The sequence below is a fragment of the Acinetobacter sp. LT1 genome (genome assembly GCF_059800965.1).
Map to the genome: position 1 here is coordinate 53,342 of NZ_JBBAXE010000010.1, position 20,362 is coordinate 73,703.

Sequence of the window (20,362 nt, forward strand, 5' to 3'; positions counted from 1 at the left end):
AAATAAGGATGCTGAAATGATCTTAAATGCTGAACAAAGTATGGTTCAGGAGATGATGCGTAACTATGCGCAAAATCAGTTAAAGCCAACTGCTGCACATCGCGATAAAACTCATGAATTTCCAGCTCAGGAACTCAAAGATTTAGGTGCACTAGGCGCTATGGGGATGACCGTGCCCGATGAATGGGGCGGTGCAGGAATGGACTATGTATCTTTGGTACTCGCAATTGAGGAAATTGCCGCAGGCGATGGTGCTATTTCGACAATTGTAAGCGTACAAAACTCTTTGATTTGCGGTATTACACTGGCATACGGTTCAGAGCAGCAAAAACAAACCTATTTGCCAAAATTTGCCTCTGGCGAATGGCTAGGATGCTTTTGTTTAACTGAGCCACATGTCGGTTCCGATGCGAGCGCGATTTTATGTAAAGCCGAGCGAGATGGCGACCATTGGGTGCTTAATGGCGTAAAACAATTTATCACCAGTGGTAAAAATGCCCAAGTGGCTTTGGTGTTCGCGGTCACAGATAAACAAGCTGGTAAAAAAGGTATTTCGTGCTTTCTTGTACCCACCAATACACAAGGTTACTTGGTGACTCGTATTGAAGACAAAATGGGTCAACATGCTTCAGATACAGCGACCATTACTTTTGAGGACTGCCGAATTCCTTTAGAAAATTTGGTGGGGCAAGAGGGTGAAGGTTATAAAATTGCATTATCTAATTTGGCAGCTGGACGTATTGGTATTGCAGCTCAATCGGTAGGTATGGCAAGAGCGGCTTTTGATGCAGCGGTGCAATATGCAAATGAGCGTAAAGCTTTTGGAGTCGAATTAGTTCAGCATCAGGCGGTTGGTTTCCGTTTAGCCGATATGGCGACCCAGATTGAAGCGGCACATCAGTTGGTTTTACATGCTGCAACTTTAAAAGATGCGGAGCTACCTTGTTTAAAAGAAGCCTCAATGGCAAAGCTATTTGCATCTACTATGGCTGAGCGGGTGTGTTCGGATGCGATTCAAATTCATGGTGGTTATGGATATGTGAGTGATTTCCCTGTAGAGAGAATTTATCGTGATGTTCGTGTAAGCCAGATTTATGAAGGTGCTTCTGATATTCAACGTTTGGTGATTGCGCGTGAAGTGGCTCAAGTTTAAATATTAGATTTTTAAAAAATGTTGTTGACTGCAAAAAAACCGCAATTGTTATGCGGTTTTTTGCAATTAAATGAAACTCACTTTTTAAGGATTAAATTTGAGCTTTGACTTCCTCACCAATCAAATAAAAAGTTCCGCCTGCAATATAGTGCAGGCTGCGAAGTTCTTTTGGCGCATCTTGAAAATGCCAGTGCCCATCTCTAAAAACGCGGCTATCTGCCCATGCACCTACAACAGAACCAATAAATAAATCATGAGCTGACTGATTATGTGGTTCTGGAATAAGTTTACAGACAAGCCATGCAATGCAACCTGATACAAGCGGGCTGGTAAGGCCTTCTTGATAGAATAGCTCAACACCGCAATGCTCAAGTTTTTCTGGATCATCCAACTTATTAATGGTTCCAAGTTGATGAGTCAGATCGAGCTGTGCATAGCAGGGAACTTGTAGTGTGAAATAGCCACTTTGCTCAACGAGTTGTCGGGTTTTAGTGCTTTTGTCGAGAACTACGGACACTTTAGCTGGTTTGAACTCTAAGGCACATGCCCAAGCGGCAGCCATCACATTGCGGTCATCACCATGTTGTGCAGAAACAAGCACAGTTGGGCCATGATTTAATAAACGATAAGCTTTTTCTAACTCTACAGGTGCAATATATGATTGCGTCATATTTAGCCTAAGTAATAAAGAAAATAGATATTTCTATTGTTGCAGAAAGCTTGATAGATGCAATGTTGATAAATAAGCTTTATTAGAATAAAAAAGTTGTTTCTATTTTATAGCTTTCATAATAACGAACTTAATCATAAAATCATTTCGCTTCTAAGTGAAAGGATTAACGTGTGACCGAGCTTCAAGATATCGATTTTGTAGAGTTAAGTGATGAAGAAATGCATCTCTATAGCCGTCAGATTTTACTTGATGGATGGGATATTGAAGCTCAGGAAAAACTCAAACTTGCTAATGTGCTGATTGTAGGTGCTGGTGGAATAGGATGTAGCAGTGCGGAGTTACTAGCGCGAGCAGGGGTTGGGAAAATTACACTGATTGATGCAGATATGATCGAAATAAGTAATTTACAGCGTCAAATTGCATTTGGTCATGAAGATATTGGTCGTTACAAAGCAGAAATTTTGGCTAAACGTTTACAGAAAATTAACCCTTATATCTGTGTCGAATACTACAACGAACGTTTAGACGAACATAATATTGATAGACTTGTTGAACACCAAGATGTGGTTTTAGATGGATGTGATAATTTTACAACTCGCTATTTAGTAAATGCAGCTTGTAAGAAACATCAGGTCGCATTAATTAGTGCTTCAGCAATTGCTTTTCAGGCACAAATGTTTATGGTTGAAGGTGATTCAGCTTGTTATGAATGCCTTTTCCCAAAAGAACAACTTGCCAATGAGGGGCTGCGCTGTGCAGAGTCAGGGGTACTGGCAACTACTCCTGTAATGATAGCGTCATTACAAGCGCATCACACTTTGCTATATTTAGGTTTAAATCGTACACCTTTAAAGCAGAAACTATTATTGTGGGATGGTTTAAATATGACACAACGTATTGTTAGTTTTGATAAAGATGTAAATTGCCCACTTTGTCAGGCAAGCTAATCAGTAAATTAAACAAAATTTGCTACACTCAACCTGAATGATTTGGTTTTGAAGAAATATGAAAAAAAATATTTTGTTTGATGGGCTGCGTTCAGTCGCCCGCATTGGTGAAACAGCAGTGGTTGCGGCCAAAGCTGGAATTAAATACGCAACTGAAAAACCAAGTAATGCCAAACTCATGCGAGAGACTTTTGAGTCACTTGGTTCAACTTATATTAAGCTTGGTCAGTTTATTGCGAGTACGCCATCGCTTTTCCCACGTGAATATGTAGAAGAATTTCAAGGTTGTTTAGACCAGACACCAACACTCCCATTTAGTTATATTCAAGGTGTGCTTGCATCTGAGTTTGAAGGGCGCGATTTAAGCCAGATTTTTAGCTATATCGATGAAAAGCCATTAGCTTCTGCATCAATTGCTCAGGTTCATGCAGCTAAGCTGACCACAGGTGAAGATGTCGTTATCAAAGTACAAAAGCCTGGTGTTGAAACCATTTTATATACAGACTTAAGTGTAGTACATTGGGCTGCCAAGCTGCTCGAACGTGCTGTACCAAAGATCAAATTCGCAGCTCTTTCTGAAATTGTAGATGAAATTAAAAGCCGTATGGTCCGTGAAGTCGATTTCATTGAAGAAGCACAAAACCTAGATGATTTTGTGGAATATCTTAATATTTCACAAAATAAAGCAGCGACAGCGCCTAAAGTTTATCATCAGTTTTCTACACGTCGTGTCTTAACTATGCAACGTCTATATGGTGTGTCTTTGACAGACTTTAGTGTTGTAAAACAATATGCTAAAGATCCTTCGCAAGTACTGATTACTGCCATGAATACATGGTTCGGTAGTCTTATGCTGTGTAAGAGTTTTCATGCTGACTTACATGCTGGGAACCTAATGTTGCTTGAAGATGGGCGTATTGGTTTTATTGATTTTGGTATCGTCGGCCAGTTAAAACCTGAAGTTTGGACTGCATGTATTGCATTTATGGATGCCTTACAAAAAACTGATTATCAGGCAATGGCTGAAAATATGCTGAAAATGGGTATGACCCATAACAAAATTGACGTTCAGGTGTTGGCTCAAGATCTAGAACGTTTGTTTAATGGCGTATTAATGGCCGATCCGCAACAGATCTTGTCTTCAAATCCAGCCGATTTAAATGACATCATGATGGATATGGTAGGTGTAGGCGAACGCCACGGGATTAAATTCCCACGTGATTTTGCTTTATTATTTAAGCAAATGCTTTATTTCGATCGTTTTATGCGCGTACTCGCACCATATACTGATATTTATGCAGACCAGCGTTTGAAAATGGTTCAAAATATGGAACCTGCTTCGTTATTAAAGCACTAAGGTCAGTTTAAATTTATGGATGCCATTATTATTGAAGGCTTGAAAGTTGAGACAGTCATTGGCTGTTTCAACTGGGAAAGACAAATCATTCAACCTTTAATGTTGGATTTAACCATCCATAATGATTTGAGCCGCGCAGCAGAGTCTGACAAGCTTGAGGACACTCTCAACTATGCGCAGATTTGTGAGTTATCGGCTCAAACCATTCAACAAGCCAAACCTGAATTAATCGAGCATGCAGCACATCTGGTTTTACAATGTTTGTTTGAAACCTTTCCATCAATTGAAAAAATTACCATAACCATCCGTAAGCCAGCCATCATTGCAGAAGCAAATGCTGTAGGAATTCGTCTTGAACGCACCAGAAACAATTTTTGCGCTCGCCCTAGCGAGTAATTTAGACGCAGATCAGCACTTTACTTTTGCTTATACGCAATTGGCAACATTGGGGAAAGTGCAGTTTTCATCTGTTTATCAAATTCCATGCCGAGATGGTATTGGAGATGATTATTGGAATTCGGCATGTCTATTAAAAAGCACTTTATCGTGTGAACAAATTGAATCTTTTCTAAAGAAACTTGAGTCAGATTCGGGGCGTGTTCGTCCGTCGCATCATATTTCTTTAGATGTAGATTTGATTGCATGGGGAAGTGATCTGGACCATATGCAATTTAATTCTAAAAAGCTACCTTTGGCACTCGATGTAAAAATTCCTTTATATGAACTTTGGCATTGTGAAGCCTTAAAGGCTGATAGCATGATTTATCCAGTCGTTAATTTTAAAGTTTAATACCCTTCAAACTAAATTTTACGCAAACTTTACGCGGGCTTTGACTTCCTCAATAGAGAATTTACGGGTATTTTATCGATACTGAAATTCACTAAATTAGTGTTATTTCAGGACAATAAAGATGCTTATAAATTCTCAAATGCGCATCTTGCATCAGTCTGGCATTGTCTTATGCGGACTTAAAACAAATGATATTTCTTCATCTCTCCTTATTTCCAGTCTGGCAAATCAAGCCAAGGGGTATAGAGGAGAATAGCCATGTTAGAACTTATACTTGTTTTATTTATTGCTATTTTTCTAGCATGGTGCCTCAGTAAATATTTATCCAAAGTGATGGCAAATCAGCCGATGTGGGGTGATGGATTATTTCGCTGGATTGAAAATCCTGTATACCGCTTATTAGGTGTATCTCCACAACAACAAATGAATTGGAAACAATATTCTCTAGCATTTGTTGTGAGCTGTATTTTTCTTGCAGTGGCTATTCTTGCTATTTTTATGACGCAAGCATGGTTACCATTAAACCCGAACCATGCACCAAATATGAGTTGGGATTTAGCGCTACACACTGTTATTTCATTTTTAACAAACACCAACCAACAGCATTATTCTGGTCAGGCTCAATTATCTTATTTGTCGCAAATGACAGGTATTGTGGGCTTGCAAGTCATTACTCCAATGATGGGGCTGGCTTTGGTGGTTGCAACATTAAGAGCTTTCTTTTATCAGCGTCCAAGCCATATTGCGGCCGATGTTGCCGAGCAGCCAGATCAAATTTTAATTGGTAACTATTGGGCAGATGTAATTCGTCCTACAGTTCGCTTTTTGCTTCCACTCTGTTTTGTCTGGTCATTGTTGCTTAACAGCCAAGGCGTGCCAGCAACTTTCCAAGGTGGGCCAGAAGTACAACTTATTGATAAAGCCAATAGCGTTGAAACTCAAAAAATTCCTTTAGGACCAGTTGCGCCAATGGTGGCGATTAAGCAATTAGGTAGTAACGGTGGTGGTTGGTACGGTCCAAATAGTTCTGTGCCTTTAGAAAATCCAACACCATTTTCTAATTTACTAGAAATGATTGCGATCTTACTTATTCCAATCACAGTCATTTTTATGGTTGGGCATTTTACTCAGCGTAAAAAGTTTGCTTACTTTGTCTTTGGCAGCATGCTTTTCATGTCAATTATTTCAGGTGCAGCGGCTGTCTGGTCTGAGAGTATGTCATCGACAGCATCTCAATTTGCCGTAATGGAAGGTAAAGAACAACGATTTGGACCAGCAGCATCAGCAGTTTGGGCAGCGCTTACTACACAGGTAAATAACGGCTCGGTCAATATGATGCATGATTCTTCTGCACCGCTTACCGGTTTAGTCGAACTCATTAACATGCTGATTAATGCCATTTGGGGTGGTGTGGGCTGTGGTCTTCAACAGTTTATGATTTATCTGTTACTCGCAGTATTTATTGCAGGTTTAATGACAGGTCGTACCCCTGAATTGTTTGGGCGCAAGATTGAAGCCGCAGAAATTAAGTTGCTCGCGATTATTATTTTGATTCAACCTTTAGTCATTCTTGCATTTACCGCATTAAGCCTCAGCGTTCCAGGCATATCTGGAATTAGTAATCCAGGACCACATGGTATTAGCCAAGTGTTCTACGAATATGTTTCTGCATTTGCCAACAATGGTTCAGGTTTTGAAGGTCTTGGAGACAACACTGTATGGTGGAATGTCACTTGTAGTATCGCTCTACTGTTAGGACGTTTTCCGACCTTAATTTTGCCATTAATGATTGCGACACGTTTAGCAGCAAAAAGAAAAGCACCCGAAACAGCAGGTAGTCTTCAGGTTGAAACTCCAACCTTTGCTTTAACGCTGATTACGATTGTTGTGTTGCTTACCTTATTACAATTTATGCCAGTTCTTGTCCTTGGGCCTATTGCCGATCAACTTTTGTTGGTTAAAGGCTAAGGAGGCGAGTGAAAATGAATACACAAACTCATGTAAATAGCCATAAACAAACCATGGCAGTGCCAAATTTTGAAGTTTGGAAAAATGCATTTGTGAAACTGCTACCGCAGCATGCAATTAAAAATCCTGTCATGGCAATTGTCTGGCTTGGAACAGTGGTTACAGGCATTAGTACAATCTTAGGTTACACCACGCTGTTATTTGGTTTCACGGTTACAGCAATTCTGTTTATTACCATTTTATTTGCTAATTATGCTGAAGCGGTTGCAGAGGCCAGAGGTCGTGGACAGGCATCTTCATTACGTGCAGCAAGAGAAAATTTAACGGCTCGAAGACTCAACTCTTTGACAGACCGTCAAGCGACTCAAGTTGCAGCGACTGAACTTCATTTAAATGATTTTATTGAAGTACATGCAGGTGAGCTTGTTCCAGCCGACGGTGAGATTGTAGAAGGCTTTGCCACTATTAATGAATCGGCTGTTACAGGTGAGTCAGCACCTGTGTTACGTGAAGCCGGAACAGACCGTTCAGGTGTTATTGGCGGAACCAAAGTTCTTACAGATCGTATTGTTGTGCAAGTGACTGCTGAATCTGGTCAAAGTTTCTTAGACCGTATGATTGCTTTGGTTGAAGGTTCAAATCGCCAGAAAACTCCGAATGAGATCGTACTTGGCTTTTTGTTAATGGTAATGACAATCACGTTTTTAATTGTCGTGATTAGCTTGCCATTTATTGCCAAGTATTTGCATATTGAACTTGATCCAGTCGTGCTCGTGGCGTTATTGGTCTGCTTGATTCCTACAACCATTGGTGGCTTGTTACCTGCGATTGGTATTGCGGGGATGAACCGTGCACTCAAGGCCAATGTTTTGGCGAAATCGGGGAAAGCTGTCGAAGTTGCGGGTGACATTGATGTGCTTTTACTCGATAAAACAGGAACCATTACTTATGGTGACCGTCAAGCGACCTCTTTTTATCCTTTAACTTCGGTAACCGAGTCTGAGTTGAGAGCTGCTGCTTGGGTAAGTTCACTTGCCGACCCAACACCAGAAGGGAAATCGATTGTTAAGTTAGCAAAAGAGCAAGGGCTAAAACAGCAAGAACCTGAGCAAGCCGAATTTATCTCTTTTAGTGCTTCTACCCGAATTTCTGGTGTGAATTTACCGAATGGTGACCAAATTCGTAAAGGTGCATTAGATGCAATCTTGAAATTTGTAGATGAGGATTATTCTCAAGATTTAGAATTAAAAGCGCGTGTTGAACAAGTTGCCAAAAAAGGAGCAACACCTTTAGTGGTCGCTAATCAACATCATGTGTTGGGTGTGATTGAACTCTCAGATGTGATTAAACACGGTATTAAAGAACGTTTTGCTCGTTTAAGAGAAATGGGTATTAAAACTGTCATGGTTACAGGTGATAACCCATTAACTGCGGCCGCGATTGCTGCTGAAGCTGGTGTAGATGATTATATTGCCGAAGCAAAACCAGAAGACAAATTAGCTTGTATTCGCACCGAACAACAACAAGGTCGTTTAGTTGCAATGGTCGGTGACGGAACCAACGATGCACCAGCATTAGCTCAAGCCGATATTGGCTTAGCCATGAATTCAGGTACACAAGCTGCAAAAGAAGCTGGCAATATGGTCGATTTAGACTCAGACCCAACCAAACTACTTGCTGTGGTCGAGATTGGGAAACAGCAGCTGATTACCCGTGGCGCTTTAACAACATTTTCGTTGGCAAACGACGTCTCTAAATACTTTGCCATTTTGCCTGCATTGTTCGCTGCTGCGATTCCACAAATGCAAGTATTGAATGTAATGCATTTAGCAAGTCCAAACAGCGCGATTTTATCTGCATTAATTTTTAACGCGATTATTATCCCGCTATTAATTCCAATCGCACTACGTGGCGTGAAATTTAAACCTTCAACGGCAACTCAGTTATTACGTCGAAATATGTTGATTTATGGAGTAGGCGGTGTGGTTCTGCCATTCATTGCCATTAAAGCTATTGATGTAGTGATTGTTCAATTATTTGGTTTGTAATCTGGAGTTTGAAATGAAAACTTATGTACAAAATTCAGAAGCAAATTTGGGTCAGACCTTAAGAGCATCTTTGGGATTATTAATTTTTACCTTAGTTGGCTGTGGCGCTGCTTATAGTGCTATTGCTACAGGTGCAGGACAGGTGTTATTTAACAATCAAGCGAATGGTAGTTTGATTGAAATAGATCATAAAGTTTTAGGGTCAAAATTAGTTGCTCAGCCATTTGTTGGAGAGGCTTATTTTCATCCGCGTCCTTCAGCAATTGCTTATGACCCGATGGCTATGGCAGGTACAAACTTAGCGCGTACTAATCCTGAACTACAGCAACAAATTGATGCTCAGATTCTTGCTGTGAAAAAACAAGATCACACGGGCAATACACCGATTCCAAGTGATTTGGTGACTAAATCTGGTAGTGGTATTGATCCGCATATTAGTCCTGAATCTGCTCAGTTACAGGTTTCTCGAGTGGCTCAAGCTCGTCATTTAGACCCTAAGGTTGTGGAAGAGCTTTTGCAAAAGTATGTTGAACCGAAGCAGTTTGGTGTATTGGGGCAAGCTCGTGTTAATGTATTACAGCTCAATATTGCTTTAGATCAATTACAATCTACACATTAACTTAAAAATAAAGTTGTTAGTTTACCGGATGATATCAAGTGCAAAGCAATCGCGAAAATCAGGCTGAGGCCTTATTAAATCATGTCAACAGATATCAAGCCGGTCGACTAACGGTTTTTCTTGGTGCGGCACCAGGTGTAGGAAAAACCTATGCCATGCTCGCCCGCGCCAAAGAATTATTTCAACAGGGCACAGATGTTGTTGTTGGTATTGTTGAAACTCATGGAAGAATCGAAACTCTAAAAATTTTGGAAGGCTTGCCTCAAATTTCTAGAAAAGAAGTGCAATATCAGGGGCATATTTTAGAAGAAATGGACTTGGATGCTATTTTACTTAGGCATCCGCAAATCGTTTTGGTTGATGAATTGGCTCATCGCAACGTCCCAAATAGTCGTCATGAACGGCGGTGGCAAGATGTTAATGAGTTGCTAGACGCAGGTATTGATGTATTCACCACTATAAATATTCAACATTTAGAAAGCCTAAATGATGTGGTCTATCAAATTACAGGCATTCGAGTAAATGAAACAGTACCAGATCGGGTATTTGATCGTATTCGAGACATTCGCTTAATAGATTTACCCGTCAGTGAGCTTATTGAAAGGCTCCATCAAGGAAAAGTCTATGTGCCAGAGCAAGCAAATCTGGCATTACAAGGCTTTTTTAGCATTTCAAATTTAACGGCATTACGTGAACTGGCAATGCAATGCGTTGCTGAGCATGTCGATTCAGACTTAAAAGAGAGTTATGCCTCAAAGGGTTTGAAATCTATATCGTTACAAAATGAATTGATGATTGCGATAGATGGGCAAGGCTCTTCTGAATATTTAGTGCGAGCAGGCTGCCGCTTAGCAGAACGTAATGGGGCTACATGGACTGTAGTAAATGTTGCTAGAAGTTTGGACTTTGGGCAGAGTTCAGTGAGTTCTTATAAAAAAGAATACATCGAGATTGACCGTGCGTTTGAGTTGGCTCGACAACTAGGTGGTCGAACTGAAGTTTTATATGGGCCGCGAGTTGCATCAGTGTTAATGGATGCCGCCGTTGATCGAGGTATTTCCAATCTTGTCATTGGTAAAAGTATTTCACCGTGGTGGTTAAAGTTATTTAAGAAAAATTTAGCTCAGCAATTATTAAATCAAGAAAACTCAATTGCTTTAACCATTTTGCACCCAGAACAGGGTACTAAAAAGATTAATCAGCTCAAAAAGCCTTCATTTTTATCATTAAAAGAAAGTGTTTTTGTTTTAGCTGTGACGTGCGGTAGCATTTTTCTAGCTCACTTCGCCGAAGTTCTATTTGGTATTGAAGACTTCTCTGTCATTTTTATTATTTCTGTTTTAATTGTTGCAACGAAAACCCGAATGTTAGCTGCAGTAGTGGCTGCTCTTATTTGTTTCTTAGCCTATAATTTTTTCTTTATTGCCCCGCGTTATACCTTTCAGATTTCAGCACACCAAGGGGTAGTCACCGTTGTTGCTTTTTTTGCAGCAGCTTTAATTGCTGGCCGTTTAGCTTCTCAGTTACGCCAGCAAGTTTTGTCTTTAAAAGCTGCGAATGCTTACACTACGGTAATGCAAGACTTGGCGCGTAAGCTTTCTAGTGCAGTAAACCTTGAAGAAGTCATGCAAACAGGACGTATGACTTTAGAAACACAACTTCAAACTAAAGTGTGGATTTCTATTCGAGATAAGGTAATTTCATCTGATATTGAGCTAAATGATAAAGAAAAAGTAGCCGCAGAATGGTGTTTGAAACACAAGCAGCCGTGTGGGCGTTTTACCGATACTCTGAGTCAGTCAAACTGGTGGTTTTTACCTCTTTTAGAACAAAAAAATAGCCTAGGTATTGTGGGAATTTACTTTAAGGATGAAGTGGTTTCCTTAAATTTTGAGCAAAAAAAATTGACTGAAAGTGTAATTGAGTACATTGCACAGGCAGTACTTCGAACCCAATTGGTCAATGAGCTTGAACAAGCAAAAGTCACCAGTGAAACAGAGCGCTTACGTTCTGCTTTATTATCTTCGGTATCGCATGATTTACGTTCGCCACTTGCTTCTATCATTGGCGCAGCAGACACGCTTGCTAATTTTAAAGCTGATATGTCAGAACAAGACCAACAAGATCTGCTTGAAACAATTCATTTAGAAGGTGAGCGTTTAGACCGTTACATTCAAAACTTACTTGATATGACACGCTTAGGTCACGAAGGTCTAACTTTAAAAAGAGACTGGATTGGGGTAGATGAATTAATTGGTTCGGCAACCCGCCGTTTAAAGCGTTATAAACCAGATACACAAGTGGTCGTTCAGTTATCTGAGCAACAAATTAGTTTATATGTTCACCCAGCACTGGTAGAACAAGCTATTTTTAATGTTTTAGAAAATGCCGCAAACTTTTCACCTCCAGATGAACCAGTCATGATTCGTGCTCATCTTGTGTCAGAAGATGAAGTAAAAATTGAAATTGAAGATAGAGGAACGGGAATTCCTGAAGACGAAAGACATCGTATTTTCGATATGTTTTACACGATGGAACGAGGAGACCGTGGAAAGTTTGGTACTGGTTTAGGGCTTACAATCGTAAAAGCGATTATTGGTGCTCATATGGGTACAATAGAAGCATTTTCAGGGCGCCAAAATAAAGGTACTTTAATTCAAATCAGATTACCCATTCACCCAGTAAAAGAATAAGTTGTAAATTCATGATAAGTTCCGAAACCTCACCTGTAGAAACACGTATTGTGATTATTGATGATGAGCCTCAAATCCGTAAATTTTTAGACATTGCTTTAAGAACTCAAAAATACAAAACCACGCTCTGTGAAACGGGTTACAAAGGCCTAGAGGCATTGGCAACCCAAGGGGCTGATTTGGTTATTTTAGACTTAGGCTTACCTGATTTAGATGGGAAAGAAGTCCTCCAAGAATTACGTAGCTGGTCGAATGTTCCCGTTATTGTGTTATCTGTACGCGCTGATGAATATGAAAAAGTTGCCTTGCTAGACGCAGGGGCAAATGACTACATGACCAAGCCTTTTAGTGTGCAAGAGCTTTTGGCGCGCATACGTGTCATTTTAAGAAATCAACCGATTCAACAAGAAGCTCATGTGTATGACGATGGCTATCTCAAGGTTGATGTCATGCAACGTTTAGTTTGGATCGAGCAACAACCAATTACTTTAACTCGAAAAGAGTTTCAACTTTTGACACTATTAATGCGCTATCAAGGGCAGCTTTTAACACAGCCTCAGCTCTTAAAAGAGCTATGGGGACCCACCCATCAGGAAGATACGCACTATTTACGTATTTTAGTGGGTAAGTTACGCAGTAAACTGGGGGATAACGCGATTCAGCCACGTTATATTGCTACTGAACCAGGTGTTGGGTTACGTTTTTTAGCTAAACAGAAAAATCATTAATTAGATATAAAAAAACCTTAGGGTATTTCTCCCTAAGGGTTTGCAAAGTGGTTTATAGTTTTTTTGCTTTTTTTATTTATATATCCCAATGTTGTTCTGCTTCGGTTATTTGACTATAAATATTTTGATATTCAGCATGTTTAACTGTGAACCAATGCTCTACAAAGTCTGCTCCTAAATATCCTTTTAAAATAAGACTTCCTTTAAATATTTTTAAGGCTTCCGGTTGGTTATTTGCTAGTAAAATGTGTTCGTCTGGAAATTTTAAAAGATGTGCTGGTTTTGGGAGCGGCAATTTATGAGATAAGCCATAAGACACACCAGCTAAAATAGTCGCTGTAACAAGATAAGGGTTACAGTCAGCTCCAGCAACACGATATTCTAAGCGTTGATTTTGTAAATCTGAGCATGGAATTCGTATTGCGACATTTCGGTTATTGGTATCCCAATTGGCTTCTAATGGCACATGATGACCAATTTTAAAACGTCTATAAGAATTAATATTAGGCGCTAAAATCGCCATAGATGCAGGCATTAACTCAATTAGGCCACTAATCGCGCTCAATAATTTGGCTGAAAGCTCATTTTTTTCTACTTCTGAGCTAAATATATTTTCATGGTATTGATTAAGTATGCTCATATGAAAATGCATGCCACTACCAGCCTTTGCTAAGTTTGGTTTCGCCATGAAACAAGCAGTTAAGTCATGTTTTCTTGCGACTTGCTTTACAATTCTTTTTAAAGCATTAATTTGATCGCAGAGTTTTAAAATGTCATGGCTGTGTTGAAGATTTAATTCGTATTGTCCAGGGGATGATTCCGCAACAATTGCGGTAATTTCAATTGATTGTAGTAAGGCTGCTTTTTCAACTTCATGTAGGACTTGTTGATAGTTATTTGGCGCATCTATATCAAAACATTGGTTTTCTGAACATGTCTCGAATTGATGCTGAGGTGAGAAAAGGTAAAACTCTAGCTCGGCAGCCATGACAGGAAAATAATTATTAGCATGTAACTGATTTAATAATTTTTTTAATATATTACGTGGTTCATAGCGACAGTCTGAACCATCTTCTTCTTGCATTGATAGGTAAAGCTGAGCATTTAATTCTGGGGATAAGGCACTTGGTTGCAAGCTGCCTAAAATGGGTAGGCAAAGTCTATCTGGTTCACCAATATATTTTCCCAAGCCTGTTTCTTCAATCACTTTTCCATCAAGGCTCATGGCATAAACAGAAAGAGGAAAATAACAGCCATTAGATAGATTTTTCAGACTCTTAACTTCAATTCGTTTGCCACGAATATGCCCGTTTAAGTCATGCAGACAAATATCAATGTGCTGAGTGTGGGGATATAAACTTAAATATTCATCAACTTCTTTCAAAAAAAGCTCTGAGTTGAAAATGTCGGTTTGTGTTGGAGGAATAAAATCATCTGATATTTTAAATGCCTTAAAAAGAGGATTTTGTAAGTTTAAGTTTGGATAAATAAGCGTACTCATTATAAAAAACCTTGGTGGTTATTTAGCTAAAATCCTAACTTAGCCTTTGAAGTTAATCTCGTAAAAAAAGAGTAAAATAATGAAAGGTTTTTCTATGGGGTTTGTTGCTTTTATTTATTAATAATCAATGTTTTGAATCTAATTTTTGCAATCAATTTTTAAAGTAAAATTAGCGTATAAGATCAGTTGGCGTATTATAAAATTCTACGGATTTCTCTTTTTTAAGTTAAACAAAGCTAAAATTTAAGCTTCTCATTTGGTGAGATGGTCAAACTGCTTTAAACTTAAATGCTTATCCAGTTAAACATTTATTTATAAATCTTGAATTGAGCAAGGCTTATATAGCACATGTACTGGAATTTTATTTTTTGCGTTTTTTAATTTTATTTTTGAGTTTTCTTAATATGAAAAATATCGGGTTAGCCATTTTAGCAATCAGCCTTTCAGGTTGTGCTGCAATGAGCGTAGAAGAATGTAAGACTGCGAATTGGTCATTAGTGGGTGAGAAAGATGGTTCAAAGGGATCTTCGCCACGTTTAGATCAATATTATAAAGCGTGTGGAAAAGCCAATATTGTTCCAGATCAAAAGTCATATGAACGTGGATATAAAGAGGGCTTAGGGTATTATTGCCAGCCATCAAATATTTTTTATAACGCTTTAGAGGGTAACGGCAATATTAATGTATGCCCAATCGAGCAGCGTAATCGTTTAATACCTTATTATCGAGCAGCTTCCGATTACTACAACGCAAAAAATGAATATGAGCGTTATGACGAAAAGTTTAAGCAATATTCTGATAATGCTTACAACGAAAAATTAAAGCCAGAAGAGCGTGAACGTTATCGTAAGCTTTTAAGAGAATTACAAATTGATCGTGACCGTATTAACAGAAACTATTGGAACTCAATTCGAGATATCGAACGTTTCAAATATGATCACGGCTTAAAATAAATATTTTAAAAAAGGATTGATCTGAATGAGATCAATCCTTTGGTTTTTAAAGATAATAACTGGTTTTTGTCATTAACTTTGAAATAGCAGTCATTGTGATTTTTACTGCATATGGTAATTCAACACCGCCTGCTTCAAGTGCAGTATGACGGTGATGCAATTCATCTTCATTCATTTGCTCTAAAATTTTACGAGAGCGTTCATCTTGAGCAGGTAACTGGTTTAAGTGATCTTGTAAATGCAGACTAACCTGACGCTCAGTTTCAGCAACAAAACCTAAGCTATATTTGTCACCAGCAATACCGGCAAGGGCACCCATGCCATATGACAATCCGTACCAGATTGGATTTAACAAACTTGTATGACTGTTTAATTCTTTTAAACGATCTTCACACCAAGCTAAATGATCTTGTTCTTCAATCGCTGCTTGTTGCATTTCTTGGCGTACATTTGGCAATTTCGCCGTTAATGCTTGCCCATGGTAAAGTGCTTGAGCACATACTTCACCACTGTGGTTAACACGCATTAAACCTGCGACATGGCGAGCATCTTCTACACCAAGTTTTGTTTCTACTGTTTCAGCTGGATTTTGACGCTGTGCTGCTGTTGCACCCGGAACAAGACTACGCAATGCCTGATCAAATGAGTTAATAAGTTGATCAATTCCAGTATAGTGGCGCATAAATTAGTCCTCTAAAGAAAGGTGGGCTGTGGCAAGCATTGGTTTTAGTCTAGCAAGAAGCCAGATACTAAAGATTGCACTAAGTACAGCTGTAATAATAAATAGTATTTTAATATCAATTTTTAAAACACTTAAGATTAAGATTGAAAAAATTGCAGAAGAAACCATAAAAACGGCATTTAGGATGTTATTCGCTGCAACAACACGTGCACGATGTGAACGTGGTGAATAAGCCTGCATCATGGCATATAGGGGAACAATATAAAAACCGCCACTAATCCCCAATAAAGTCACAGCAATCATGACATGATAGTAAACCCAGCCTTGGGTAAAAACATCTTTTAAGGTAAGTAATGCCCCAGTTCTTTCTGGTACAAAAGCTAAACTGGCAGCAAGGTAGAGCGCAAAAACAGTAAGGCCAATTGCACCAATCGGCACCATTTTAATATTAATTTCTGAACCACCAATTTTACGACAAAGAAGAGAACCCACACCAATACCGACTGAAAAGAAAGTCAGTAACAGGCTAACGACATTTTCTGATGCATGAAGGTTTTGCTGGGTAAGCTGCGGAATTTGCGTTAAATAAGTCGCGCCATAAAACCAGTACCATGAGTTGCCTAGCAAAATTGTGAATACTAACGGTAAGCTTTTAGCATATTTAATGGTTTGAAAGCTTGTACGGATAAAATTCCAGTCAATCTTTAAGTCAGGTGCAGCAACTTTTTGCGGCAAAATGAAGCGACTAAATAAATAGCCTATGCAAGCAATAGCCACTACGGTGATACTAATCCACAATAAATTACCATCTGATGAGGCAATTACGGCACCACCTAAGATCATTCCGAACAAGATCGCCATGGATGTGCCGGATTGAAACAGCGCATTACCAGACATTAACTCGTTCGGTTTTAAAATTTCAGGCAAAATTGCGTATTTAATCGGGCCGAAGAACGTCGAATGTGTACCCATCAAAAATAAAGCAAAAAGAAGTAGCCATAAGTTTCCTAACAGGAAACCTGCAGTACCGATGAGCATAATGATGATTTCTAAAATTTTAATACCACGGACGAGTTGAGATCGTTCGTATTTGTCGGCGATTTGTCCAGCTGTGGCTGAAAAAAAGAAATATGGCAGAATAAACAAGAGGGCTGCCAAATTATTAAGAGTACTTACGGGAGCAGATTGTTGCTGAATCCATCCATAAGTAATCACCAATAATAAAGCTTGCTTAAAAACGTTATCATTTAATGCGCCAAAAAACTGGGTAAAAAACATCGGTACAAACCGACGTGAGGTCATCAGGTGCTCATCTTGTTTCATCATGTGCAAACTTCATTGTGTTTTATAAAAAAATGTGACCGAGTGTTAATTTGCATCGAAAACCATGTATGATATTTTTAACGCTTGATTAAATGAAAAATCAATGGTTTTGAGTGAGTTTTACACTCACATTGGTGCGTTTTATTAAAAAATAAGTCTAGAGTTTTCTATGCCTTCTAAAATTAAGTTTAAACAGTCAACTCTCTCACATTCTATGCATTTAATTTTAAAAATGCAGGGCATTCCTAAACTTATTTGTAGCAGCTTGTTGTTAAGCGTTTGCGTAACGCCAAGTTTTGCTCAAACTTCTGTTGAGAATAGTTCATCAACAACTTTAAACCAGACAGTATCTGATGAGTCAACTGAACAATCAGCTCAGGTTAACGAGCAATATACTGCTCCAGTTACAGATATCGCTACACTTGTAACCCAAGCTCAGCAGCAACAAGATAGCTTGGCTATATTGCAACAACAAGAACAATTTCCAAATCAAATTGATGAATTTAAGCCAATTACTCTTGATAATCTTGAAGATTTACCCGATATGCCTGTTGATCAAAACATGGCAAATGAAATTTATAGGGTAGCGGAAGAAGCGAAGAATGAAGCACAGAACTTTCAAAATGGGACTCAGAAACTCCCTGAAGTTACTGTAAGCGATGCAACTCAATCTGAATTAAATCAAATTAATCAGGCGCCAGTAAATATCGATCAGCTTATGCAAGAGATTAAGTCTGATAGTAAGATTGTAGTGGAAGCCAATGAGACTGGAAAAACACTACCTGAATTGACACCAGAGGCCGAAGAACCACCTGAGCAAGCTGGTTTCTTTAAACGTATTTTAAATAAAGTACGTCCGCCGCGTGCAATTCCGATGGAACAAGTACCGCGTATTAGCGCAGAGGTAGAAGGCGCTTCAGATGTGTTAGCTAAAAATATTAAAGGTAAGCTTTCAACATTTACTCAAGAATCTTTTGAAGACTTTAATGCTGCTTTACCTCAGCTTAGAACATTAAGTAATCAGGCTGCTCAAGCTGTTGGTTACTATAATGCTGAGTTCCGATTTGAAAAATTAAGTCCGAGTCGTGTTCGTGTCAGAGTGACACCAAATGAACCAGTACGAATTAATGAGCAAAATATTGAGTTTACAGGTCCAGGCGAAAAGCAGCCGCAATTTCAGGTTATTCGCTTAGTTCCTGATCAAGATGTTGGTGATATCTTTAATCACGGTTTATATGAAACCACTAAAACCCGTATTGTCGATGCAGCATCTGATAACGGTTATTTTGATGCTTATTGGCGATTGCATGATGTAAAAGTAAGTCAGCCAGAAAATAAGGCCGATATTAATTTACGCTACGAGACAGGTGAGCGTTATAAATTAGATAAGGTCGAGTTTCGTATGAGCGATCCTTCGAAACCTTTGCCATTAAATCAAAATATCTTAGAAAGTATGGCGCCTTGGAAAGAAGGTGATGACTATGCTTTCTGGCGTGTAAATGTGCTTGCGAATAACCTAACCAACTCGCGTTATTTTAATTACACATTGGTTGATAGCATTAAACCAGATCCAATTGAAAAGCCACTTGAGCTACCACCAGATTTACAAGCTTTGGTGGATGAGCAAAATATTGATGTTGATGAGTCTAATTTACTTTCACCAGAACAAAGACAACTTGCAAAAGCTCGTCAATTAGCGACATCCAATAAAGAAGTTACGCAAAACGTAGTCGATGAAAAACAGTTTGCCGGAACACAAAATGCGAAACAGGCAGAGCCTCAAACTGCGATGTTGCAAAGCGCCGCAGCTCAGCATGATGAACAAAAAACTGAACAGGATCGTTTACAAGCTCAAGCACGTGAAACAAAAAGAATTCCAGTTATTGTGACTTTAAATGCTGACAAGCTAAATAGTTTGGAAACTGGTATTGGTTATGGAACCGATACGGGGGCGCGTTTACGTAGTCAATATCGCCGTTCTATCGTAAATAAATATGGTCATTCTTTTGATGCCAACTTAGAAGTTTCTGAAATTCGTCAATCGATTGATGGTCGATATAGTATTCCCTATAAACATCCGTTAAATGACTATTTTAATATCGTTGGCGGTTATGAGCGTGAAACACGGGATGATATTGGTCCGGATGTAAGCCTGTTAACCGAATCTGCTGTTGTGGGCGGGGAGCGCGTAATCAAACGTCCATTAGGAAATTGGCAGCATACTATTGGTGTTCGTTATCGTTTAGACCGTTTGACCCAAAAAGGTAATGTTGATATTTCTGAATTACCAGATGCTTTTAAAACAGCTGCATCTGAGCAAGAAGCATTATTGTTTAGTTATGAAACATCTAAAACTTCAAGTAATACACGTTTAAACCCAACAAAAGCTTTTAAACAAACTTATAAATTAGAATTAGGCAGCGAGAGTTTACTGTCTGATGCCAATATGGCAATTGCGAGTGCAGGCTGGAGATTTATTTATTCTCTAGGTAAAAATGATGATCACCAATTTGTTGGAAGATCTGACCTCAGCTATATCTTTACAGATGATTTTGACAAAGTTCCATACAATCTTAGATTCTTTACGGGTGGTGACCAAACGATTCGTGGATTTGACTATAAAAGTCTTTCTCCAGAAGTAGATGGATATAAAATTGGGGGCCAAGCTTTAGCTGTAGGTTCTTTAGAATATAACTATCAGTTCAAAGATGGATGGCGAGCAGCTGTTTTCTCTGACTTTGGTAATGCTTACGATAAAGATTTCAGTAATCCAGCAGCTTATAGTGTTGGGGTCGGAATTCGCTGGAAGTCTCCAATTGGGCCAATCCGTTTAGATGTCGCTTCGGGTATTTCAGATGAGAACCATCCGATTCGTTTACATTTCTTTATAGGCCCACAACTTTAAAAATAAAATTTTATTAGGTTTA

The 20,362-nt window shown here is 38.9% G+C and carries 16 protein-coding genes; 12 read left to right on the top strand and 4 right to left on the bottom strand.

The features are described from left to right. Positions 1 to 16 precede the first annotated feature (16 nt). A complete protein-coding gene (locus tag WBW42_RS11505; protein ID WP_025466499.1) occupies positions 17 to 1,153 on the top strand; it encodes an acyl-CoA dehydrogenase family protein in 1,137 nt (378 codons plus the stop codon). A 91-nt stretch (positions 1,154 to 1,244) separates the two neighbouring features. Here WBW42_RS11505 and WBW42_RS11510 read toward each other — a convergent pair whose 3' ends face one another. Beyond that, positions 1,245 to 1,823, bottom strand: a complete 579-nt coding sequence (locus tag WBW42_RS11510) for a flavin reductase family protein (RefSeq protein WP_032055671.1) — start codon at positions 1,821 to 1,823, stop codon at positions 1,245 to 1,247. A 173-nt stretch (positions 1,824 to 1,996) separates the two neighbouring features. Here WBW42_RS11510 and WBW42_RS11515 point away from each other — a divergent pair, with 173 nt between their 5' ends. From WBW42_RS11515 to WBW42_RS11555, 9 genes are all read left to right on the top strand, one after another. Next, a complete protein-coding gene (locus WBW42_RS11515) occupies positions 1,997 to 2,773 on the top strand; it encodes a HesA/MoeB/ThiF family protein (RefSeq protein WP_032055673.1) in 777 nt (258 codons plus the stop codon). Between the two features lie 58 nt (positions 2,774 to 2,831). Further along, positions 2,832 to 4,130 (top strand): ABC1 kinase family protein, encoded by a 1,299-nt coding sequence (locus tag WBW42_RS11520; protein WP_002119658.1) that lies wholly within the window; start codon positions 2,832 to 2,834, stop codon positions 4,128 to 4,130. Positions 4,131 to 4,145: 15 nt separating this feature from the next. Next, a complete protein-coding gene (gene folB / locus WBW42_RS11525; protein ID WP_000338783.1) occupies positions 4,146 to 4,526 on the top strand; it encodes a dihydroneopterin aldolase in 381 nt (126 codons plus the stop codon). After that, the gene (locus tag WBW42_RS11530) at positions 4,483 to 4,920 is read left to right on the top strand and encodes a 2-amino-4-hydroxy-6-hydroxymethyldihydropteridine diphosphokinase (RefSeq protein ID WP_032055675.1); all 438 of its coding nucleotides are present in this window, start codon (positions 4,483 to 4,485) and stop codon (positions 4,918 to 4,920) included. The genes folB and WBW42_RS11530 overlap by 44 nt, the downstream gene beginning before the upstream one ends. Before the next feature lie 258 nt (positions 4,921 to 5,178). Continuing rightward, entirely contained in the window at positions 5,179 to 6,888 is a 1,710-nt protein-coding gene (gene kdpA / locus WBW42_RS11535) for a potassium-transporting ATPase subunit KdpA (RefSeq protein ID WP_032055676.1), read from the top strand. Positions 6,889 to 6,896: 8 nt separating this feature from the next. Then, positions 6,897 to 8,936, top strand: coding sequence for a potassium-transporting ATPase subunit KdpB (gene kdpB / locus WBW42_RS11540; protein WP_081404019.1), 2,040 nt, complete (start codon positions 6,897 to 6,899; stop codon positions 8,934 to 8,936). Between the two features lie 13 nt (positions 8,937 to 8,949). Beyond that, positions 8,950 to 9,555 (top strand): potassium-transporting ATPase subunit KdpC, encoded by a 606-nt coding sequence (gene kdpC / locus WBW42_RS11545; protein ID WP_032055678.1) that lies wholly within the window; start codon positions 8,950 to 8,952, stop codon positions 9,553 to 9,555. Between the two features lie 38 nt (positions 9,556 to 9,593). After that, complete coding sequence (locus WBW42_RS11550; protein WP_032055679.1) at positions 9,594 to 12,248, top strand: ATP-binding protein; 2,655 nt, start codon at positions 9,594 to 9,596, stop codon at positions 12,246 to 12,248. 11 nt (positions 12,249 to 12,259) lie between these two features. Next, on the top strand, positions 12,260 to 12,976 hold the full coding sequence (locus WBW42_RS11555; RefSeq protein WP_000625746.1) for a response regulator: 717 nt from the start codon (positions 12,260 to 12,262) through the stop codon (positions 12,974 to 12,976). Between the two features lie 76 nt (positions 12,977 to 13,052). On the opposite strand, the gene WBW42_RS11560 is transcribed toward WBW42_RS11555, so the two are convergent. Next, positions 13,053 to 14,477: a glutamine synthetase family protein gene (locus tag WBW42_RS11560; RefSeq protein WP_032055680.1), complete on the bottom strand. Its 1,425-nt coding sequence runs from the start codon at positions 14,475 to 14,477 to the stop codon at positions 13,053 to 13,055. A gap of 404 nt (positions 14,478 to 14,881) precedes the next feature. On the opposite strand from WBW42_RS11560, the gene WBW42_RS11565 reads away from it, so the two are divergent. Beyond that, positions 14,882 to 15,430 (top strand): DUF2799 domain-containing protein, encoded by a 549-nt coding sequence (locus WBW42_RS11565; RefSeq protein WP_032055682.1) that lies wholly within the window; start codon positions 14,882 to 14,884, stop codon positions 15,428 to 15,430. A 46-nt stretch (positions 15,431 to 15,476) separates the two neighbouring features. Here the strand turns inward: WBW42_RS11565 and coq7 are convergent, their stop codons facing one another. Together coq7 and WBW42_RS11575 are read right to left on the bottom strand one after the other, a co-directional pair. Continuing rightward, positions 15,477 to 16,112 carry a 2-polyprenyl-3-methyl-6-methoxy-1,4-benzoquinone monooxygenase gene (gene coq7 / locus WBW42_RS11570; protein WP_002119684.1) on the bottom strand — a complete coding sequence of 212 codons (636 nt, stop codon included), beginning with the start codon at positions 16,110 to 16,112 and terminating at the stop codon, positions 15,477 to 15,479. Between the two features lie 3 nt (positions 16,113 to 16,115). Then, on the bottom strand, positions 16,116 to 17,438 hold the full coding sequence (locus WBW42_RS11575) for an MFS transporter (protein ID WP_014207111.1): 1,323 nt from the start codon (positions 17,436 to 17,438) through the stop codon (positions 16,116 to 16,118). A 166-nt stretch (positions 17,439 to 17,604) separates the two neighbouring features. Here WBW42_RS11575 and WBW42_RS11580 point away from each other — a divergent pair, with 166 nt between their 5' ends. Next, positions 17,605 to 20,340: an autotransporter assembly complex protein TamA gene (locus WBW42_RS11580; RefSeq protein WP_032055684.1), complete on the top strand. Its 2,736-nt coding sequence runs from the start codon at positions 17,605 to 17,607 to the stop codon at positions 20,338 to 20,340. Positions 20,341 to 20,362 lie beyond the last annotated feature (22 nt).